Genomic DNA, 18,816 nt, shown 5'->3' with positions numbered 1-18,816 from the left:
ACGGGCAATGCTCAAGTCTCAGGCGAAGGCGGCCAATCGGTCATCCACCGGCGCTCCCGTCATCCGGTTGGCCAGCGTCGACATCGTGTAGGTGCCGATGCCGAGAACCACTTCCAGGGCGTTGCGGGGGGTGTGGCCCAGCGCCAGGAAGTCCTGCAGCGCGTCCTCGCCGACCGCGCCCGCTGTCGCGAGGACGGTGAGGGTGAACCGGCGTACGCCCTCGAGCCGTTCGTCCGGCAGGGTCTGCGGCTCGGTGGCGCGCAGGGCCGCGACGAGTTCCGGGGCGGCGCCGAGCTCTGTCAGCCTCGCCGTGTGCATGGCCACGCAGATGTGGCACGCGTTGCGGGTGGCCATCGTCATGACGACAACCTCGCGCGCCAGCGGGTCCAGGGTGCTCGCCTCGAAGGTCGCACTGGCCTGGAGGAAGCCGTTGAGCAGCTCAGGCGAGGTGGCGAGCCGGGCGACGGCGGACGGGAGGTGGCCGCCCTGCTTCTTCGTCACGGCCTCCATGGTGCGGCGGGCGGCGGGCGGTGCGGAGTGGAGGGTGTGGTCGGGGAACGCGGGTACGGGCATGGCGGTCCTCTCGCGGTAAACTCGACAACGTGATTGACGAAAAGGTAAACCAAGTTGTCGAAGTGCGCAATGGCTGAGCCGGCGGAGGAGAGGGCGGGAGCCGGATTCGAGCTGCCGATGCTGCTGTTCGCCGGATTCCGCTCGATCATCGACGAGTTGCACCACGAGCTGGCCGCGCACGGCCACCCGGACGTACGTCCCGCCTACGGCTTCGCACTCCAGGCCGTCGGGCGCGACGGGGCGAGCGCCAGCGAGATCGGCCGTCGGCTGGGGGTCTCCAAACAGGCCGCGGGCAAGACCGTCGAGAAGCTCGAGGGCTTCGGTTACGTGGAGCGGGTCGACGATCCCGAGGACGGCAGGCGCAAGCTGGTCAGGCTCACCGCCCGCGGCATCGACATGCTGGCCAGGTCCGCCGAGGGCTTCGACCGGCTCCGCGCCGAGTGGGTCCGGGCGCTGGGGGCCGAGCGGGTGCGGGCGCTGGAGGCCGACCTGCGCACGATGGCCCCCGCGAACGCGTTCCGGCTGGACGCGGAGAGGTGGTTCGCGGGCTGAGCGGGCGAAGGCCGGTCAGTACGCGCGATCGGTCGGCGCGGTCGCGGAGCGGGTCAGCCCCGGTCCAGATAGGCGAGCACCGCAAGCACCCGGCGGTTGTCGTCGTCCGACGGCGGCAGTCCGAGTTTTCCGAAGATGTTCGAGGTGTGCTTGGCCACCGCCCGCTCCGTGATCACCATCTGCCCCGCGATCGCCGCGTTCGAACGGCCCTGCGCCATCAGCTCCATGACCTCGCGCTCCCGGGGGGTGAGCCCGCCGATCGGCTTGTCCTGGGACCGTCGCGACAGCAGCTGCGAGATCACCTGCGGATCCATCGCCGTGCCACCGGCCGCCACCCGGCGGACCGCGTCGATGAACTGGTCCGCGTCGAAGACCCGGTCCTTCAGGAGGTAGCCGATGCCGCCGTTGCCGTCGGCCAGCAACTCCCGTGCGTACAGCTGCTCCACGTGCTGCGACAGCACCAGGACCGGCAGGCCGGGCCGGCTGCGGCGGGCGGCCAGCGCGCACTGCAGGCCCTCGTCCGTGTGCGACGGCGGGAGCCGGACGTCGACGACGGCGACGTCCGGCTCCAACTCGGCCAGGGCCCTGGTCAGTTCGGGCCCGGTCTCCACGGCTGCCGCGACCTCGAAGTCGTAGGCCTCGAGCATGCGCACCAGGCCGTCGCGGAGCAGGAAGAGATCTTCGGCTAGGACAACGCGCAAGGGATCTCCATGGTCACCATGGTGGGACCGCCCGCAGGGCTGCTGACGGCCAGTACGCCGTCGAATGTACCCAGTCGGCGTTCGATTCCGCTCAGTCCCGAGCCGGTTCCGATCGCCGCGCCGCCCTTGCCACTGTCCGTGACGGAGATCCGCAGCATTCCCTCGGCGTGGTGCATGTCCACCCAGATGCGTTCGGCCCCCGAGTGCTTCACCGCGTTGGTGAGGGCCTCGCTGACCGCGAAGTACGCGGCGGACTCCACGGGTGCCTCGGCCCGTCCCGTGAGCTCCACGTTCACCTCGGACTCGACGGGCAGCCGCAGGGCCAGGGCCTTCACCGCGTCCCCGAGCCCGCGCTCGGCGAGGACCGGCGGGTGGATGCCCCGTACGAGATCGCGCAGCTCCGTGAGAGCCTCCGCGGAGGACGCGCGGGCCATCGCCAGCAGCTTCTTCGCCTGCGCCGGGTCCTTCTCGACGAGCGCCTCGATGGTGCCCAGATTCATGCCCATGGCGACCAGCCGGGCCTGTGCCCCGTCGTGCAGGTCCCGCTCGATGCGCCGCAGTTCGGACGCCGCCGTGTCCACGGCCTCGTGCCGGGTCTCGGTGAGCCGGTCGATCCGCTGCGCCATCTCCTGCTCGTGGGTGGGCGCCAGCACCGACCGGGCGAGTACGAAGTGCAGGCGCAGCAGGGGCCGGCTCGCCCACAGGCCGAGGTGGAAGATCGCGATGCCGAGCGCCGCGGCGGCCAGCCCCGTCGCCTGGCTGCTGACCGGCACGAATCCGTACCAGTACGTGCTGTCCTCGAACACCCGCCACAGGCCCGCCGCCAGGACGATCCCCTCCACCGGGTAGACCATCAGCGCGAAGGACACCACCAGCAGCACATAGCCCGCTGTCATGTCGACCAGCAGCCACCGCAGGTCCCGCCACGTCGCCGGGTCCTTCAGCATGAGCATGGTGCGCTCCACCTGCCCGGTGAAGCCGGTGCGCAGGTCCGGCGGGAACCGCCGGTAGGGAACCGGGATGCGGACATCGCACCAGGTCACCGCCAGCAGCCGGCGCTGGTTGGCGTGCTTGCGCACCAGGTGCAGCACATACGGGGTGGTGATCAGCCCGATGCCCAGCAGGACGAAGGAGATGGAGAGCACCGACAGCACGAAGAGTGTGATCGACCCCGCCGTCGCGGCGAACCCCAGGACGAACGACCGCCCGGCCGCAAGCATCGAACCCCTGATCCGGCTCCGTGACGCATACATCCTGCTCTCCCCTCGCCGGGGCCCGGTCGGAACCCGTTCGCCACAGTCTCGCCCGCATCCCATGAGGACCGTCAGCCGTTCCACCACCCGGGCGGGGTGTACCCAGCACCACCCTCACGGCCTGGTGCTACGGCTCCCGGACAGGGGGCTTCGGCGGCTGGGGCGCCGGCCCTGCGGTTCCTAGATTCGGATGCATCCTGTCCGACGTTACTTCTGGGGGCGAAACCGCATGAGGCGCAACCTCGCGGCAAGCATCGGTGTGTGGAGCGCACACCACCGTAAGACGGCCGTTCTCGGCTGGTTGCTCTTCGTCGTGCTCGCCACCGGCATCGGCGGCGCATCCGGCATGGTCGAGATGTCCGAGTCGGAGAACGGTGCCGGCGACTCCGCCCGGGCCGAGCAGATCCTCGACGACGCGGGCCTCGGCCACCCCGCCGGGGAGCTGGTCATGGTGTCCGCGGCCCGTGCCGGCGAATGGCGCACAGCGGCCGGTGAGATCACCGCGGCCCTGGGCGGCACCGCGGAGGTCCAGAACCTCGCGGCTCCGGTTGCCTCGAAGGACGGGAAGGACGCGCTGATCACCTTCGAGATGAAGGGCGACGCGGCGACCTCCGCCGACCGGGTGCAGCCGGTACTGGACGCGGTGTCCGGTGTCCGTGAGCGCCACAGCGATGTCGAGATCCACCAGTTCGGCGAGGCCAGTGCGGGTAAGTGGCTCGGCGACCTGCTCTCCGAGGACTTCCGGAAGGCCGAATTCACCGCCGTGCCACTGGCGTTGGGCATCCTGCTGGTCGCCTTCGGGGCCGTGGTGGCGGCGCTGCTCCCGGTCGGCCTCGCGCTGACCGCCTGCATGGCCGCGTTCGGGCTGCTGTCGCTCGCCAGCCACCAGCTGCACCTCTTCCAGACCACGTACTCCGTGATGTTCCTGATGGGCTTCGCCGTCGGCGTCGACTACTGCCTGTTCTACCTGCGGCGCGAACGCGACGAGCGGGCCGCGGGGCGCGACGCCGAGACCGCGCTGCGCATCGCCGCCGCCACCAGCGGGCGGGCCGTCCTCGTCTCCGGGCTCACCGTGATGGTCGCGATGGCCGGCATGTTCCTTTCCGGTCTGCTGCTGTTCAAGGGCTTCGCGCTCGCCACGATCATCGTCGTGTTCATCGCGATGCTGGGATCCGTGACCGTGCTGCCCGCGCTGCTGTCCTGGCTCGGCGACCGGATCGACGCAGGGCGCGTACCGCTCCTGAACCGGCGCGGCAAGCGGGGCGCGAAGGCGAGCGGCGGCATCGCGGGCAGGGTGCTGGGGCCGGTCCTGGCCGCGCCGAAGGTCTTCGCCGTGGCGGCGGTCCTCGTCCTGCTCGCCCTGGCCGCGCCCGCGCTCGGCATGAAGACCGAACAGCTCGGCCTGGAGAAGCAGTTCGGCTCCGACTCGCAGCTGGCGATCGACTACGGGCGCATCTCCGACAGCTTCCCGGGCGGCCCCGCCCCCGCCCTCGTCGTCGTCAGGGCCGACGACATCGGCGCACCGGAGGTCCGTACGGCACTCGCGTCCTTCGACCGGGTGACCGTCCACGCGGCGCAGAACGTCGCCGAGATCGAGGTCCCGCTGCCCGGCGGCAAGGCCGACCTGGCCGAACTGCGTGACCGGCGGGTGCCGGACGCCTTCGACGGGACGGGCGCCGAGGCCTACGTCACCGGTGAGGTGGCCTCGTCCGCCGACTTCAACGACCAGCTCAAGCGCGGCATCGTCCCGGTCTTCGCCTTCATCACCGCCGTCACCTTCCTCCTGATGCTCTTCTGCTTCCGCAGCTACGTCATCGCGGTGACGTCCATCCTGCTCAACCTGCTCTCCGTCGCCGCCGCCTACGGAGTCATGACCGCCGTCTTCCAGCACGGCTGGGGCGCCGAGCTGATCGGCTCGGAGGGTGTCGGCGCGATCGAGTCCTGGATGCCGCTGTTCGTCCTGGTGGTCCTGTTCGGCCTCTCGATGGACTACCACGTGTTCGTCGTCTCGCGGATCCGTGAAGCCCGTGACAGCGGACTGGACACCCGCTCCGCGATCGACATGGGTATCCGGCGCACCGCGGGAGCGGTGACGGGCGCCGCGGCGATCATGGTGGCCGTCTTCGCCGTCTTCGGGACCCTGTCCATGCAGGACATGCAGCAGATGGGCGTCGGCCTCGCCGTCGCGGTGCTGCTGGACGCCACGGTCGTACGGATGGTCCTGCTGCCCTCCGTCATGCTGCTGCTGGGCGAGCGGAACTGGCGGGTCCCGCGCGGACTCTCCCGGCTGCCGAGCCTGGAGCACAGCGAGCCTGCCGAGCCCGCCGCCGACCCGCTGGCGGCGGGAGCACGCGGCTGACCCCGCTCCAGGACAAAGAGAAGGAGGCCCCGGAACCCCGGGGCCTCCTTCCTTCCCGTCAGGGGGCGTACTTGTAGCCCACGCGCCGGACGGTCTGGATCGAACGGCGGTGCTCGGCACCCAGCTTGCGGCGCAGCCGGGCGACATGGACATCGACGGTGCGCCCGTCGCCCACGTGTCCGTAGCCCCAGACGGTCGTCACGAGCTGATCGCGGGTGTGCACCCGGTGCGGATGCGCCACCAGATGCGCCAGCAGCTCGAACTCGAGGTACGTGAGGTCGAGGGTGACCCCGTCCACGGCCGCGGTGCGCCGGGTGGAGTCGATCCGGACGGGCCCGCCGGCCGGAGCCTCGGAGAGAGGCTCCGGCACGAACTGCCGGTGCTGGGAGGAGGCGACGGCCCCGGCGAGCGCCGGCTGCTGGTCCGCGGGGACGAGCACCAGGTAGCCGATCATCGGCGGCCGGCCGGGCAGTGCCGGAAGCGTGTGCTGCGGGGCGGGCAGCCAGGTGGCGCCCGGCGGCAGGAAGCCGGCGACATCGGCGAGCTCCACGACCTCGTCACGGTCGACGGCACGCAGCCGGTGGCGGTTGGGGGAGAGGGTGTTGCGGGCGGTGGTGGTGGCCGCAGCGGACACCGCGGAGGCCGCGGTGGCAGCCGACGCGGTGGAGAGGGTACGAGTGTTCGCCATGAGGGTCAGCTCTTTCGCGCGAGGAGTCGTCGATGGACGTACGTCGTGCGCGCGGGCCGAAGACCGGGGTGAGCGGCTTTAGAGGGCCTGCGCGTTCCACGCGCGGCAACACACCCGGTCGAAGTCATGATGCTGACGAGAGGGCCAGAACGGCTCGAGGTCGCTGCGACCCGACGAGGTGTACTGGAAGCTGGCCATGCCCCCATTGAAGCAGAGATTGCGGCTGTGTAGCAGAGCCCTCTCACCCGTCGATACGGTCCCGCCGAGTTACCTTCCTCACCTGCGACTTCCGCCCCGGTGGTCCCTCGGCCCACGAGGCCCCCACGCCGGCACACCGCACCGACAGCGAGGGCGCCCACCGCAGTCGGTGGGCGCCCTCGCCGGTGGAACGATGCCGTGCGGATCAGACCTGGTCGGCCTTCTCCAGCGCGGTGCAGCAGGTGTCGACGATCAGCCGCGTGACGACGTACGGGTCGACGTTGGCGTTCGGACGACGGTCCTCGATGTAGCCCTTCTGGTCCTGCTCGACCTGCCACGGGATACGCACCGAGGCGCCGCGGTTGGAGACGCCGTAGCTGTACTCGTTCCACGGGGCGGTCTCGTGCAGGCCCGTCAGACGGTCGTCGATGCCCGCGCCGTAGTTCTTGACGTGGTCCATCGGCTTCGAGCCCTCACCGAGGGACTCGGCGGCGGTGATGATCGCCTCGTAGCCCTCGCGCATCGCCTTCGTGGAGAAGTTGGTGTGCGCGCCCGCGCCGTTCCAGTCACCCTTGACCGGCTTCGGGTCGAGGGTGGCGGAGACGTTGAAGTCCTCGGCGGTGCGGTACAGCAGCCAGCGGGCGACCCACAGGTGGTCGGAGACCTCCAGCGGGGAGACCGGACCGACCTGGAACTCCCACTGGCCCGGCATGACCTCGGCGTTGATGCCGGAGATCGCGAGGCCCGCCTTCAGGCAGTTGTCGAGGTGCTTCTCGACGATGTCGCGGCCGAAGATCTCGTCCGAGCCGACACCGCAGTAGTAGCCGCCCTGAGCCGCCGGGAAACCGCCCTCGGGGAAGCCGAGCGGACGGTGACCGTCGAAGAACGTGTACTCCTGCTCGATGCCGAAGATCGGCTCCTGGCCCGCGAACCGCTCGGCGACCGGGCGCAGCTCGGCGCGGGTGTTCGACTCGTGCGGCGTCATGTCGATGTTGAAGACCTCGCACAGGACGAGTACGTCGTCACCGCCGCGGATCGGGTCCGGACACGAGAAGACCGGCTTCAGAACCCGGTCGGAGGCGTGTCCCTCGGCCTGGTTGGTGCTCGAACCGTCGAAGCCCCAGATGGGCAGCTCCGCGCCATCGGTCATGATCTTCGTCTTGGAACGAAGCTTGGCGGTCGGCTCGGTGCCGTCGATCCAGATGTACTCAGCCTTGAACGTCACGGACGCCATCCTTTGCGGGTGCTGCGGTCTATGGAGCGCAGCTTGGCAAGGTGCGATTTCCCGTCCGTTGCCCGAATGTGAACCACGTGTTACCGAGGTTTCCTGCGAATGCCCTGCAGCAGGTACCCAGGGCCCTGGGGCGTCTCACCGTACGGCGCACTGGATACGGTCCGAGCCGCAGGACAGGCCGGGCACACTTGCTGCATGACCACACCATCTGCGTCCGCACCGACCCGCCCCGCACCGGGCACCCCGATGCGGATAGGCCTCGTCGGCGCGGGCCCATGGGCCCGCATGACCCATGCCCCCGCCCTCGCCGGACACCCCGGCGTCGAGCTGAGCGGCGTCTGGGGCCGCCGTCCCGAAGCGGCCGAGGCCCTCGCCTCCGCCCACGACACCGAGGCGTACACCGGCGACGCGGGCATCGACGCGCTCCTGGCCGTGAGCGACGCGGTCGCCTTCGCCGTGCCGCCCGACATCCAGGCACCCCTGGCCGCACGCGCCGCGGCCGCCGGCTGCCACCTGCTGATGGACAAGCCGGTCGCCACGACGGTGGCGGGCGCGCGCGAGGTCGCCGAGGCCGCGGAGCGGGCCCAGGTCGCCTCGGTGGTCTTCTGCACCCTCCGGTTCGCCGCCGGGACGGCCCGGTGGATCGCCGAACAGGCCGCGACGGGCGGCTGGTTCACGGCCCGGGCCCAGTGGATCGGCGCGCTCTACGCCCCGGGGACGAGCAACGAGTTCGCCGCCTCCGCCTGGCGCCGCGAGAAGGGCGCCCTGTGGGACGTCGGCCCGCACGCACTCTCCGTCCTGATCCCGGTGCTGGGAGATGTGACGGAGGTCGTGGCGGCACGCGGACCGGCCGACACCACGCACCTGCTGCTCCGGCACACCTCCGGTGCGTCCAGCACGGTGACGCTCGCGCTGGACGCACCGGAGGGTGCGGTGGGGACGGACGTCGAGTTCAGGGGCGAGCACGGAACGGCCGCCCTGCCCCCGGGGTTCGACGACGCGCTCGGCGGGTTCCGGACCGCCGTGGACGCGCTGGTGGAGGCGGCGCGCACGGGAGTGGCGCACCCCTGCGACGTACGGTTCGGACTGCGGCTCACGGAGCTGCTCGCGCAGGCCGAAGCGGGACTGGGGCCGGTGCCCGCGCGCCCCTGAACCCCGGCTCCTGCCCGCTCAGCCCACGCGCTCGATGCGGGCGTTGCGGATCAGGAACTTGCCGGGCTCGCGGACCTGCTCGAACGCGGCGTTGTTCAGCAGGGCGCAGCTGCCCGACACGGAGGTGACCTGCACGGTCGTCGCCTTGTCGTTGTCGAGGTTGGTCACCCTGAGCTCGGTGCCGACGGGGAACTGGCTGCTGGACGCGGCAGGGGCGCCGCCCTCGCCGGAGAGCGTCACGGTGGACCCGGCGCACACGACCTCCCCGGCCGCCTGGTCCCCTCCGCCGGGCGGCGCGGCGTCCGTCGGTTCCTCGGCCGGAGCCTCCGGCGCTTCCCCGGCCGGAGCTTCCCCGGGCTGCGAGGCGGCAGGGGGCTCCGCCGGGGGTGCGGCGGGCGGAGCGGCCTCGCCCGCGCATCCCGAGGCGGCCTGCTGGCGCCGGATCTGCGCGAGGACCGCCTCCCGGTTCTCGATCCGCGCCGGGGACAGGGCGTCAGGATTCGCCCGCTGGCCGGCGATGAACTGCTCGTTGTTGCTCAGGGCCGTGGCCAGCCCTGTACAGACGACCGACGAGGCGTCCGCCGACGGCGACTGCGACGCCTGGCTGGTCCCGGCCAGCACGGCCGCGGTCCCTCCGGCGAGCGCGACGGCCCCGGCGAGCAGGGCGAGCTTCTTCTTCCGGCCGATGGTCTTCTTGCGTGACACGTAGGGCTCCTGTCCTCGGCCCGGAGCGCGGGCTGCACTCCGGCCGGTGCGGTGCGTGTGTGTCCCTACGTACGGGTAACCGGCCTCTTCGTTTCAACGGCCGCCCGGTGTCACTCCGGGGGCAGGGCCCGGCACAGCGCGGCGAGCGCCTCCTCGTACGCGTGCTCGGGCGGGGTCGCATAGCCCACGACCAGCCCGTCCCGCCGCGCCCCGGTGCCGACGGCGGCCGGGTGCAGATACGAGGAGAGCCCGTCCACCGCCAGCCCCTGCCAGGCCGCGGCCCGGACCACCGAACGCTCCGTGCCGCGCGGCAGTTCCAGGACCGCGTGCAGTCCCGCGGCGATCCCGGACACCCGGACGTGCGGGGCACGCCGCTCCAGAGCCGCCACCAGCTGATCGCGGCGCCGCCGGTGGCGCTGGCGCATCCTGCGCACCTGACGGTCGTACGATCCCGACTCGACGAAATCCGCGAGCGTCAGCTGCTCCGTGGCGCTCGACCACTGCTCCCGCTCACCCTTCGCCGCGAGGACACCGTCCACCAGCCGTTCGGGCAGCACCATCCAGCCGATCCGCAGCGTGGGGGAGAGGCTCTTGCTCACGGACCCGAGCAGCACCACGTGCTCGGGATCGAGTCCCTGCACCGCGCCCACCGGCTGCCGGTCGTAGCGGAACTCCCCGTCGTAGTCGTCCTCCACGACCAGACCACCGGTCGCCCGCGCCCAGTCGACCGCGGCGGCACGGCGCTCCGGATGCAGCGGGCCGCCGGTCGGGAACTGGTGCGCCGGGGTGAGCAGCACCGCCCGCTCCCCCCTCCCAAGCTCCCCGATCCGCGCACCGTGCTCGTCGACGGCGACCGGCCGGGTCCGCACCCCGTGACCGGCCAGCAGCTCACGATGGAACGGCAGTCCGTAGGCCTCGACCGCCCACGGCCCGCCCACCACGTCCGCCAGCAGCCGCAGCCCGTGGGCGGCGCCCGAACAGAGCACGATCCGCTCGGGCGAGGTCCGCACGCCGCGTACCCGGGCGAGATAGGCGGTCAGGGCCTCGCGCAGCTCGGCCCGCCCGTGCGGATCACCGGGCCCGAAAGCGTCGTGCGGGGCACGGTCCAGTGCCCGCCGGGCCGAGGCCAGCCAGGCGGTCCGCGGGAAGACCGAGGGGTCCGGCTTCCCCTGGACGAGATCGTGGACCGGCCGGGCGGTCCGCTCGCGGGTGCGCTGCCGATAGGTCCGGGTGAGGGGTACGGCCCTCTCGGCGACCCTGGTCCCCGAGCCCTGACGGGCGGCCAGCCAGCCCTCGGCGACGAGTTCGGCGTAGGCGTCGGCCACGGTGTTGCGGGCCAGCCCGAGGTCCACGGCGAGCGAACGGTACGGCGGCAGCCGGGTCCCCGGGGCGAGTCGGCCGTTCGTGATCGCCTCGCGCAGCGCCCGCGTCAGGACGGCCCGCCGGTTGCCGGTGCCCGACAGTTCGAGCGGCAGATCACTGCCCAGGATCTCCGCAGAATTGACCCATGAATCCGCCACCGAAATGCACCCCGTAACCAGTCACTGAACCTCGTAGATTCGTACCCATGACGACGACAGAGATCAAGCCCGCCACCACCGCCTCCCCGACCGCCTCCACCGTCCGGCTCAATTTCGCCAAGGCGGCACCCAAGGTCTTCCGCGCCGTGATCGGCCTCGACGCGGCGGCCCGTGAGGGCCTGGACCCGACCCTGGTGGAGCTGGTCCAGATCCGCTCCTCGCACCTCAACCACTGCGCGTACTGCCTCCACATGCACACCTGCGACGCCCGCAAGGCGGGCGAGAGCGAGGAGCGGCTGCACATGGTCGCCGTATGGCAGGAGGCGGAGCACTTCTTCACGGCGAAGGAGCAGGCAGCCCTCGCCCTCACGGACGCGGTCACCCGCGTCGCGGACGCCGGAGTGCCCGACGCGGTGTACGAGCGCGCCGCCACGCACTTCGAGGAGCAGGAACTGGCCCAGCTCCTGGCCCTGATCCTCACGATCAACACCTGGAACCGCATCGCCCTCGCCACGGCCAAGCGCGCGGGCACGGACGAGCGCTGATCCGGCTACATCAGCCGGGCCCTGAGCTCCAGCCAGGCCTCCGCATCGGCCCGCAGTTCCGGGTCGCGGAGGTGGGGCAGGTGTTCACGGGTCGCGAGCGAGAGGCGCTTGGCCTGCCGGGAGAGGTTGATCACCGTGATGTTCTCGCGCGAGTACGCCGTGGTGTCCCGGGTCGCCACGTCGGCCCGGGACACCGGGATGCCGTCGAGGCAGGCGCGTACCGTCTCGTCCGGCGGCAGCAGCCCGGACCGGGCCATCTGGAGAAGGGCCTCCGCAGGGCCGACGGCCCCGGCCGCCTCGCACTCCCGCAGCAGCCAGAGCCCGAGCCCCGCCCGGCGGGCCCGCTCCTCGTCCGTGCCCCCGGCTCCCGCCCGGCCGGAGGCCACCCACAGGAACCACCACCAGGCCGCGCGCTCCTCCGGCTGCTCCGGACGACGCCGCACCGCCCACCGCTCCCGCTCGTCCTGGTCGAGCCCCGCCAGATGCTCCACCCGGTTCCGGAGGGTCTCCGGCGACCAGCGGGGCCGCTCGCTCCGGGGCCCCGGCCCGAACCAGGCCGGCGCCGAGAGCTTGAGTACCGCCCCGTCCTCCTCGTCGACCAGCAACCCGACCCCGCTGTCCTCACGTACGAAGCGCCGGCACCCCAGCCCGTCCGGGGCCACCTCGACGAGCGGGAACCCCAGCCGGTCCAGAGCTGCCGCCAGGTCGTCGACGAGCAGGGGCACTTCGAGCCGGTGGGCCTGCACCATGACAGGGAGCCCCTGCCACGGCGCCGTCGGCGCATCCCGTTGCCAGGCGAACTCGGCGAGGCTGTAGGAGCGCAGCAACCGGCCCGTGCGGCAGGTCTCCGCGTACCCGTCCCCGAGGAGCGCGGTGACCTCGTCCGGGGTGGAGGTGGCGTCCGCGCCGTCCACGGTGCCGCTGATGACGAAACCGGTACAGACACTCATGCCGGGAGGGCCCGGGACACTCCCGCTCACCGCCCGAGCGCGTCCCGTACGGCGTCCTCTGACCGCGCCACCACAGCGGTCCCGTCGTCGGCGGTGATGATCGGCCGCTGGATCAGCTTCGGGTGCTCCGCCAACGCGGAGATCCACCGCTCCCGCGAACCGGCCTCCTTCGGCCACTCCTTGAGCCCCAGCTCCTTCGCGACCGCCTCCTGGGTCCGGGTGATGTCCCACGGCTCCAGCCCCAGCCGGTCGAGGACCGCCCGGATCTCGTCGGGGGAGGGCACGTCCTCCAGGTAGCGGCGGACGGTGTAGTCGGCGCCCTCGGCGTCGAGCAGATCGACGGCGCTGCGGCACTTGGAACAGGCGGGGTTGATCCAGATCTCCATGGGGCCAAGGGTACGGGAGGGATCCTCGAAAAGGCCTCTGGCCAGGGGCGATTGTCAGTGGCGGGCAGTAAAATGGAGGGAGTTCGTGAGGGTTCCACCACCGTGCCAGGAGGTTGCCGATGGCCGTTGCCACAGTCACGACCGAGCCGCTGAACAAGCCGCTGCGGAAGAAGCCGCTCCCCGCGGGCAGGCCCCGCGAGTGGTACGTCTCCCACAACCGTCGCCTCAAGGCCATGCGCCTGGCGATAGCCCTGCTCGACACGGGCGTCTACCACCCGTCGAGCGCCGACAACGACAGGATCCGCGCGACAGCCGAACGCCTCGCCATCCACCCGCCGTCCGACACCACCTGCCGCATGGTCCGCGCCCTGATCCGCTACGGCCGCTGACAACGGCGCCTGTGCCCCCGGAGACCGGGGGCACAGGCATGTCCCGTTCCGTGGGAGGCGGGACACGGGAGGAGGGGGGAGTCGGGCGAGGGGAGGGCGGTGCCAGACTGCCGCCATGTCACTCGCCGACCTGACCTTCGACCACTGGCGTGCCCTGGACCGGGACACGGCCGCGCGCCACGCCGAGGAAGCCGCCCGCCGGGTGGACGGCCGGCTCGTCCGGCTGGACGCCACCCCGCACCTCGGAGGCGTCCTGCACCGCGCCGTCGTCGAACGGGCGGGTGAGGAATACGCGTTGATACCAGGGGGCCGGGTGACCGTCGGCTTCGATCCGGACGCCTGGCAGCCGATGCCCGAGCAACTCGTCTCGTACCGGGAGGAGAGCCTCGGCGGCGGCTTCGGCTTCGACGAGGACCCGCGGGCCCACCTGGCCCGCGTGATGACGCCGCGGCGCACGGTCACGCTGCCCACCGTGCTGATGGCGGTGGAGCCCCGGAAGCTCCCCGAACTCCCCGCCCTGGTACCGGCACTGCTTGCCGGGAGCGGTCTGCGGCTGCCGGCCCCCGACGAGTGGGAGCACGCCTGCGGGGCGGGGGCGCGGACGCTGTTCCGCTGGGGGAACGACTGCCCGGCGGGCACGCCGCCGTACGGCGGCGGACCAGGACCGCAGCACGGGCCCAACGCCTTCGGCCTGCGTATCGCCTTCGACGTCTACGACACGGCCGAGATGACCTCGGACCCCGGTTCCGTATACGGCGGAGACGGAGGGGAAGCGGTCTGCGGGGGCTACGGCACCTTCCTGGAGTGGCTGCCGCTGGCCACCGCCAACCACAACCCGTCCATGGCGGACTTCCTCAACGGCCCCGAGGGCGAGGACATGTTCGAGGACTTCAATGTCCGCCCGGTGATCGATCTCGGCTGACGAGCGTCAAGGTGTGGCGTGTCACAGACAACGTGACTGCGCTGTGGGAACTTCAACTCTGTTACTCCCCAGTTGAGTTATCGACGCGCGCGTGGAGAGGGTCGAATTGAGCACTCTGCAAGCCATCACGCTCGACCAGGTGGTCGACACGGACCGCTACCCCTTGTCGGACCCCGGAAGCGTCGAGAGGCAGGCGGTGATCGACAGGGCCCGGCACGAACTGGCCACGGTCGGCTGCACCGTACTGCCGGACTTCATCCGCCCGTCGCTCCACGACGTCCTGCGCCAGGAGTGCGCGGCCATCGCACCCCAGGCGTACTTCGACGTCGAGACCGTCAACGTCTACAACATCGCCGTGGACGCGGACCTGCCCGAGGACCACCCCGGCCGGCGCACCTTCCAGCGGGGCAACGCGTTCGTCGCGCGCGACCGCATCCCCGAGGGCGCCCTCATCGGCCGGCTCTACACGCACGAGGTGTTCCAGCGCTTCGTCGCCGACTGCTTCGGACTGCCGCGGCTGCACGAGCTCGCCGACCCGCTCTCCGGGCTCGTCCTCAACGTCGTACGGCCGGGCATGGAGCACCCGTGGCACTTCGACACCAACGAGTACACCGTGAGCATGCTGACCCAGCAGGCCCGGTCCGGCGGTGACTTCGAGTACTGCCCGAACATCAGGTCCGCCGAGGACGAGCACTTCGACGCCGTCCGCGACGTACTGGACGGCAGCACCGAGGGCGACCGGCTTCCCCTGCGCCCCGGCGACCTGCAGCTCTTCAAGGGCCGCTACTCACTGCACCGCGTCAGCCCCGTGCGGGGCGACGTGGCACGCCACTCCGCGATCTTCGCCTACAGCGAGCGCCCCGGCGTCATCGGGAGCGTGGCACGCACCCGGCAGCTCTTCGGCCGCGTCCTGCCCGCGCACCTGGCCGCCGAAGGCCGGGCCGTACGGGGCGACAAGCTGCTGGACTAGCGGGCGGCCCGCGCAGACCGTTCCTGCCCCGCCCCGCGATCCACGGAGGAGTCAACCCCTTGCGTTTCGACGCGAACGGAAAAGTCTCGCTCGACCACATCTACACCGCGCCCGACCCGCGCACGTACTTCCAGGTGCTCCGCCCCCTCGGCTACTGCGTCCCGCAACAGGCCAAGCCGTACTTCGAGAAGCTCATCAAGGAGTACCGGGAGTCCGAGGAGGTGTCCGTCCCGACCGTCCTGGACATCGGCTGCTCCTACGGGATCAACGCCGCCCTGCTGAAGTACGACGCCACGATGGACGAGCTGTACACGCGCTACGGCGACGCCGCAGGGATGTCCCGCGAGGAGCTCCTGGCCCGCGACCGTGACCTCTCCCGCTCCCGCAGTCCCGCGCACGGCCTCCGCTTCACCGGCCTGGACGCCTCCACCAGCGCCCTGGCCTACGCCCGCGCGGCCGGTTTCCTCGACGAAGCGGTCCACGCCGACCTGGAGAGGGACGACCCCACACCGGAGCAGCACGCCCGGCTCACCGGGACGGACATCGTGATCTCGACGGGCTGCATCGGCTACGTCACCGAGCGGACCCTCACCCGCGTCGTGCGGGCGCAGGGCGAACGGCGCCCCTGGATGGCGCACTTCGTCCTGCGGATGTTCCCCTTCGACCCGGTCGAGGACGCCCTGGCCGGGCTCGGATACCGCACCGTCCGGGTCGACGACGTCTTCAAGCAGCGGAAGTTCGCCGACCCGCAGGAACAGACACGCGTGCTGGACAGCATGGCGGCGGCCGGAGTGGATGCGCGGGGCCTGGAGGAGGAAGGCTGGATGTACGCACAGCTCTACCTCTCCCGCCCCCACTGACACCCGCCACCCTTCCCACCAACCGAAAGCAGAGCCGAATTGAACGTCAGCCAGGATGTTGCGGTCAGCGCCACCTTCGCCCGGGAGGGCGACCTGCCGCGTGTGCCGCTGCCCACGCTCGAGGCGAGCTGCGAAAGGTTCCTCGCCTGGAGCGCACCGCTCCTGACCGCCGAGGAGCGGGCGGCGACCGAGGCCGAGGTCGCCGCCTTCCTGCGGCCCGACGGACCCGGCCGGGTCCTGCACGCGGCGCTGGAGGAGTACGACGGCACGGAGGGCGTGCACAGCTGGCTCGACACCTTCTGGCCGTACCGCTACCTCGGCCGCCGGGACCGGATCGCGCTCAACGCCAACTTCTTCTTCCTGTTCCAGGACACCGGCCAGGGCCAGCTCGACCGGGCGGCCGGCCTCGTCGCCGGGGCGCTCAACTACAAGCGGCAGCTGGACGAGGGCCTCATCGCGCCGGTGGAGCAGCGTGGTGTGCCCCAGTCGATGGTGCAGAACAAGTACCTGTTCTCCACGACCCGTATCCCCGGCGTCCCGCTGGACACCGTGCGCGCCCCGTACAGCGACAGCGCACCCGGCCCGTCCACGGCCCGGCACATCGTCGTGTTCTTCCGGGGCAGCATGTTCCGGCTGGACGTCCTCGGTGAGGACGGCGCCCCGCACAGCCTCGACGAGATCGAAGCCGGGCTGTGCGCCGTGACCAAGGCCGACGTGCACACGGACGAGGCGGACCGGGCCGGCCACCTCACCAGCATGGCGCGCGCGGAGTGGGCAGCAGCCCGCGACACCCTCCTCGCCCACCCCCGCAACGCCGAGACGCTGGACGACATCGAGACCGCGCTGTTCTGCGTCTGTCTGGAGGACTTCGCACCCGAGGACACCAAGGCCACCTGCGACGAGCTGCTGTACGGGGACCGGGGCAACCGCTGGTTCGACAAGGCCGTCTCCTTCGTCGTCTACACCGACGGCCGGGCCGGCATCAACGTGGAGCACTGCGAGCTCGACGGGACGACCATCCTCAGCTTCACCGACGCGCTGCTCAGCACCCCGCCCGAGGAGCACGCCCGTCAGTCCGGCGCCCGCGCGCAGGGCCAACCGGTACCGCAGCCCCTCGCGTTCGAGCTGGACGACACCCTGCGGGCCCAGGTGCGGTCCGCCGCCGAGTCGTTCGCCGCGTACGGCGCCGCCACCGCCACCAGCACGGTCTCCTTCGGCGACTTCGGCAGCACCGCGGCCAAGGCGCTCGGCGTATCACCGGACGCGTTCGTCCAGACCGCCTACCAGCTGGCCCACCAGCGCGCCAAGGGCCACCTCGGAGCCACGTACGAGTCGATCGCGACCCGCCAGTTCCGGCACGGCCGCACCGAGGCGATGCGCGTCGTCACCCCCGAGATGCCCGCCTTCGTGGCGGCGATGGACGACCCCGCCGCCGACCGCGACACCCGCCGCGCCGCCTTCCGCGCCGCCGCGACCGCCCATGTGACCCGTGCGAAGGAATGCCAGGCCGGGGACGCCCCCGAACAGCACCTGTGGGAGCTGGAACTCATCCAGCGCCGCCGCGGCGCCGAGCTCGGGATCACCGAACAGCCCGCCCTGTACCGCTCACCGGGCTGGCTCACGATGCGGGACGACTACCTCAGCACCAGCTCGGCCCCGTCGGAGAACATCCAGTACTTCGGCTTCGGCTCCACCAGCAGCAAGTGCATCGGCATCGCCTACGTCCTGCTGCCCGACCGCTTCAACCTCTACCTGAGCACCCCGCTCCCGGTGGCCGCCCAGATGCACGCCTTCGCGGACCGCCTCCGCGAGGCGGTCGCGGAACTGCGCGAACTGCTGGCGGGCTGATCCCGCGCACAACGGGCAGGCGGCGAGCGTCCGATACGGCTCAGCCCGCCGCCTGCCCACTCCGGCGGGGCTTCACCGCGCCCCGGAGACACCGTCAGTAGCGCGTCGACGGCTGGCGGACATCCGGCCCGCCGTGATGCGGCACGGACACATAACCGTCCGGGGGAGCCGGGAGCGCACCGACGCACTCCGACGAACACGCGTTGACGAGCAGCGGCAGGACATCGGTCGCCACAACGAGCGACATCCAGACCTGCCGTAGCTGTCCGTCCTTCACCGGGCCGTCGCAGACGCCGCAGCCGCGGATCGCCTCCGCACCCCACCGAGAGGGGTCCGCCGCCCCGTGGCCCCACTCGTCCGCCTGCCGGAGCAGGGGGAAGGGAGGCCGGTACTTGAAGTTGCCGTACAGGGCCCGCGTACTCACCGTGCTCTCCCGCAACCCGGCGCAGCGGGTGATCTCGTACGGGAGCCAGTGCAGCCGGTGCGAGGTGTACGGGCTGAACTCCTCCAGGCTCGTCATCGCCCCGATCTCGGGCGGGACGCGCACCAGGTTGCTGCCGTACAGGACGAGATGCCTGACCGCGGTCAGCTTGGCGACGGCCGGCGGCAGCGTGACGATCTGGCGCCGCTCGGCCGGGCTCAGCTCGACCAGCGGCTTGAACACCTCCCGGCCGTCGGCCGCCGCCTCGTCGATCAGCTCCAACAGATGGAGCCAGCCCGGCGCCGAGGTGTCCTGCCGGTCGGGATGGAAGCCGACCTGCTTCCCGCTGTACTCCCCGCGCCGGTCGAGGCAATGGCACCGGTCACGGGCGGGCTCGTCCCCACCCGGCCCCACCGCGTCGGCCCACCGGTCGCTGAACAGCTTCGGCTGATCTCCCTCACCCATGGCGACAACATACGGAACCGCCGGGGCGTGCGACCAGGGGTTCTGCGGGCGGGCGCGGAAAAGGCCGTCGGCCCGGGTACAACCCGGGGGGGGCCAACACCGCCCACCCCCCCCACAACGCCCAC

Annotated in this window: 19 protein-coding genes; 9 read left to right on the top strand and 10 right to left on the bottom strand. The window is 71.5% G+C overall.

All coding sequences use genetic code 11. The features are described from left to right. Positions 1 to 18: 18 nt before the first annotated feature. On the bottom strand, positions 19 to 573 hold the full coding sequence (locus ACFQ6X_RS00260; protein ID WP_383173542.1) for a carboxymuconolactone decarboxylase family protein: 555 nt from the start codon (positions 571 to 573) through the stop codon (positions 19 to 21). Positions 574 to 642: 69 nt separating this feature from the next. On the opposite strand from ACFQ6X_RS00260, the gene ACFQ6X_RS00255 reads away from it, so the two are divergent. After that, positions 643 to 1,125 carry a MarR family winged helix-turn-helix transcriptional regulator gene (locus ACFQ6X_RS00255; RefSeq protein WP_383173539.1) on the top strand — a complete coding sequence of 161 codons (483 nt, stop codon included), beginning with the start codon at positions 643 to 645 and terminating at the stop codon, positions 1,123 to 1,125. A 53-nt stretch (positions 1,126 to 1,178) separates the two neighbouring features. Here the strand turns inward: ACFQ6X_RS00255 and ACFQ6X_RS00250 are convergent, their stop codons facing one another. Then, positions 1,179 to 1,826 (bottom strand): response regulator transcription factor, encoded by a 648-nt coding sequence (locus ACFQ6X_RS00250; RefSeq protein WP_329211787.1) that lies wholly within the window; start codon positions 1,824 to 1,826, stop codon positions 1,179 to 1,181. Beyond that, positions 1,811 to 3,079 (bottom strand): sensor histidine kinase, encoded by a 1,269-nt coding sequence (locus tag ACFQ6X_RS00245; protein ID WP_383173534.1) that lies wholly within the window; start codon positions 3,077 to 3,079, stop codon positions 1,811 to 1,813. The genes ACFQ6X_RS00250 and ACFQ6X_RS00245 overlap by 16 nt, the downstream gene beginning before the upstream one ends. A gap of 229 nt (positions 3,080 to 3,308) precedes the next feature. On the opposite strand from ACFQ6X_RS00245, the gene ACFQ6X_RS00240 reads away from it, so the two are divergent. Beyond that, positions 3,309 to 5,438, top strand: coding sequence for an MMPL family transporter (locus tag ACFQ6X_RS00240; protein ID WP_383173531.1), 2,130 nt, complete (start codon positions 3,309 to 3,311; stop codon positions 5,436 to 5,438). A gap of 58 nt (positions 5,439 to 5,496) precedes the next feature. Here ACFQ6X_RS00240 and ACFQ6X_RS00235 read toward each other — a convergent pair whose 3' ends face one another. Further along, on the bottom strand, positions 5,497 to 6,126 hold the full coding sequence (locus ACFQ6X_RS00235) for a winged helix-turn-helix domain-containing protein (RefSeq protein ID WP_383173528.1): 630 nt from the start codon (positions 6,124 to 6,126) through the stop codon (positions 5,497 to 5,499). Positions 6,127 to 6,529: 403 nt separating this feature from the next. After that, the gene (gene glnII, locus ACFQ6X_RS00230) at positions 6,530 to 7,549 is read right to left on the bottom strand and encodes a glutamine synthetase (RefSeq protein WP_383173525.1); all 1,020 of its coding nucleotides are present in this window, start codon (positions 7,547 to 7,549) and stop codon (positions 6,530 to 6,532) included. Positions 7,550 to 7,753: 204 nt separating this feature from the next. On the opposite strand from glnII, the gene ACFQ6X_RS00225 reads away from it, so the two are divergent. Next, positions 7,754 to 8,710, top strand: a complete 957-nt coding sequence (locus ACFQ6X_RS00225) for a Gfo/Idh/MocA family protein (RefSeq protein ID WP_383173522.1) — start codon at positions 7,754 to 7,756, stop codon at positions 8,708 to 8,710. 18 nt (positions 8,711 to 8,728) lie between these two features. Here ACFQ6X_RS00225 and ACFQ6X_RS00220 read toward each other — a convergent pair whose 3' ends face one another. After that, positions 8,729 to 9,415 carry a hypothetical protein gene (locus tag ACFQ6X_RS00220; RefSeq protein ID WP_383173520.1) on the bottom strand — a complete coding sequence of 229 codons (687 nt, stop codon included), beginning with the start codon at positions 9,413 to 9,415 and terminating at the stop codon, positions 8,729 to 8,731. Between the two features lie 110 nt (positions 9,416 to 9,525). After that, on the bottom strand, positions 9,526 to 10,935 hold the full coding sequence (locus ACFQ6X_RS00215) for a PLP-dependent aminotransferase family protein (RefSeq protein ID WP_383173517.1): 1,410 nt from the start codon (positions 10,933 to 10,935) through the stop codon (positions 9,526 to 9,528). A 47-nt stretch (positions 10,936 to 10,982) separates the two neighbouring features. Between ACFQ6X_RS00215 and ACFQ6X_RS00210 the strand changes: the two genes are divergently transcribed. Next, positions 10,983 to 11,480 carry a carboxymuconolactone decarboxylase family protein gene (locus ACFQ6X_RS00210; RefSeq protein WP_383173515.1) on the top strand — a complete coding sequence of 166 codons (498 nt, stop codon included), beginning with the start codon at positions 10,983 to 10,985 and terminating at the stop codon, positions 11,478 to 11,480. A 5-nt stretch (positions 11,481 to 11,485) separates the two neighbouring features. On the opposite strand, the gene ACFQ6X_RS00205 is transcribed toward ACFQ6X_RS00210, so the two are convergent. Together ACFQ6X_RS00205 and ACFQ6X_RS00200 are read right to left on the bottom strand one after the other, a co-directional pair. Then, entirely contained in the window at positions 11,486 to 12,430 is a 945-nt protein-coding gene (locus tag ACFQ6X_RS00205; protein WP_383173512.1) for a hypothetical protein, read from the bottom strand. 26 nt (positions 12,431 to 12,456) lie between these two features. Then, complete coding sequence (locus tag ACFQ6X_RS00200) at positions 12,457 to 12,816, bottom strand: arsenate reductase family protein (RefSeq protein WP_383173509.1); 360 nt, start codon at positions 12,814 to 12,816, stop codon at positions 12,457 to 12,459. A 119-nt stretch (positions 12,817 to 12,935) separates the two neighbouring features. On the opposite strand from ACFQ6X_RS00200, the gene ACFQ6X_RS00195 reads away from it, so the two are divergent. The 5 genes from ACFQ6X_RS00195 to ACFQ6X_RS00175 all read left to right on the top strand — a co-directional run bounded on the left by ACFQ6X_RS00195 (position 12,936) and on the right by ACFQ6X_RS00175 (position 17,805). Further along, a complete protein-coding gene (locus ACFQ6X_RS00195) occupies positions 12,936 to 13,205 on the top strand; it encodes a hypothetical protein (RefSeq protein WP_329211809.1) in 270 nt (89 codons plus the stop codon). A gap of 115 nt (positions 13,206 to 13,320) precedes the next feature. Then, on the top strand, positions 13,321 to 14,127 hold the full coding sequence (locus ACFQ6X_RS00190) for a hypothetical protein (RefSeq protein WP_383173506.1): 807 nt from the start codon (positions 13,321 to 13,323) through the stop codon (positions 14,125 to 14,127). A gap of 106 nt (positions 14,128 to 14,233) precedes the next feature. After that, the gene (locus tag ACFQ6X_RS00185; protein ID WP_383173503.1) at positions 14,234 to 15,097 is read left to right on the top strand and encodes an arpA protein; all 864 of its coding nucleotides are present in this window, start codon (positions 14,234 to 14,236) and stop codon (positions 15,095 to 15,097) included. A gap of 59 nt (positions 15,098 to 15,156) precedes the next feature. Beyond that, positions 15,157 to 15,957, top strand: coding sequence for a class I SAM-dependent methyltransferase (locus ACFQ6X_RS00180; protein WP_383173500.1), 801 nt, complete (start codon positions 15,157 to 15,159; stop codon positions 15,955 to 15,957). A gap of 39 nt (positions 15,958 to 15,996) precedes the next feature. Continuing rightward, on the top strand, positions 15,997 to 17,805 hold the full coding sequence (locus tag ACFQ6X_RS00175) for a choline/carnitine O-acyltransferase (RefSeq protein WP_383173497.1): 1,809 nt from the start codon (positions 15,997 to 15,999) through the stop codon (positions 17,803 to 17,805). Positions 17,806 to 17,899: 94 nt separating this feature from the next. Here the strand turns inward: ACFQ6X_RS00175 and ACFQ6X_RS00170 are convergent, their stop codons facing one another. Continuing rightward, positions 17,900 to 18,691 carry a leucine-rich repeat domain-containing protein gene (locus tag ACFQ6X_RS00170; protein ID WP_383173494.1) on the bottom strand — a complete coding sequence of 264 codons (792 nt, stop codon included), beginning with the start codon at positions 18,689 to 18,691 and terminating at the stop codon, positions 17,900 to 17,902. Between the last annotated feature and the right edge of the window lie 125 nt (positions 18,692 to 18,816).

Source organism: Streptomyces sp. NPDC056452 (assembly GCF_042796085.1).
In the GTDB taxonomy this organism is placed as follows: Bacteria; Actinomycetota; Actinomycetes; order Streptomycetales; family Streptomycetaceae; genus Streptomyces.
Note: the sequence above shows the minus strand (reverse complement) of the source record. Positions and strands in the feature narration are given on the sequence as shown.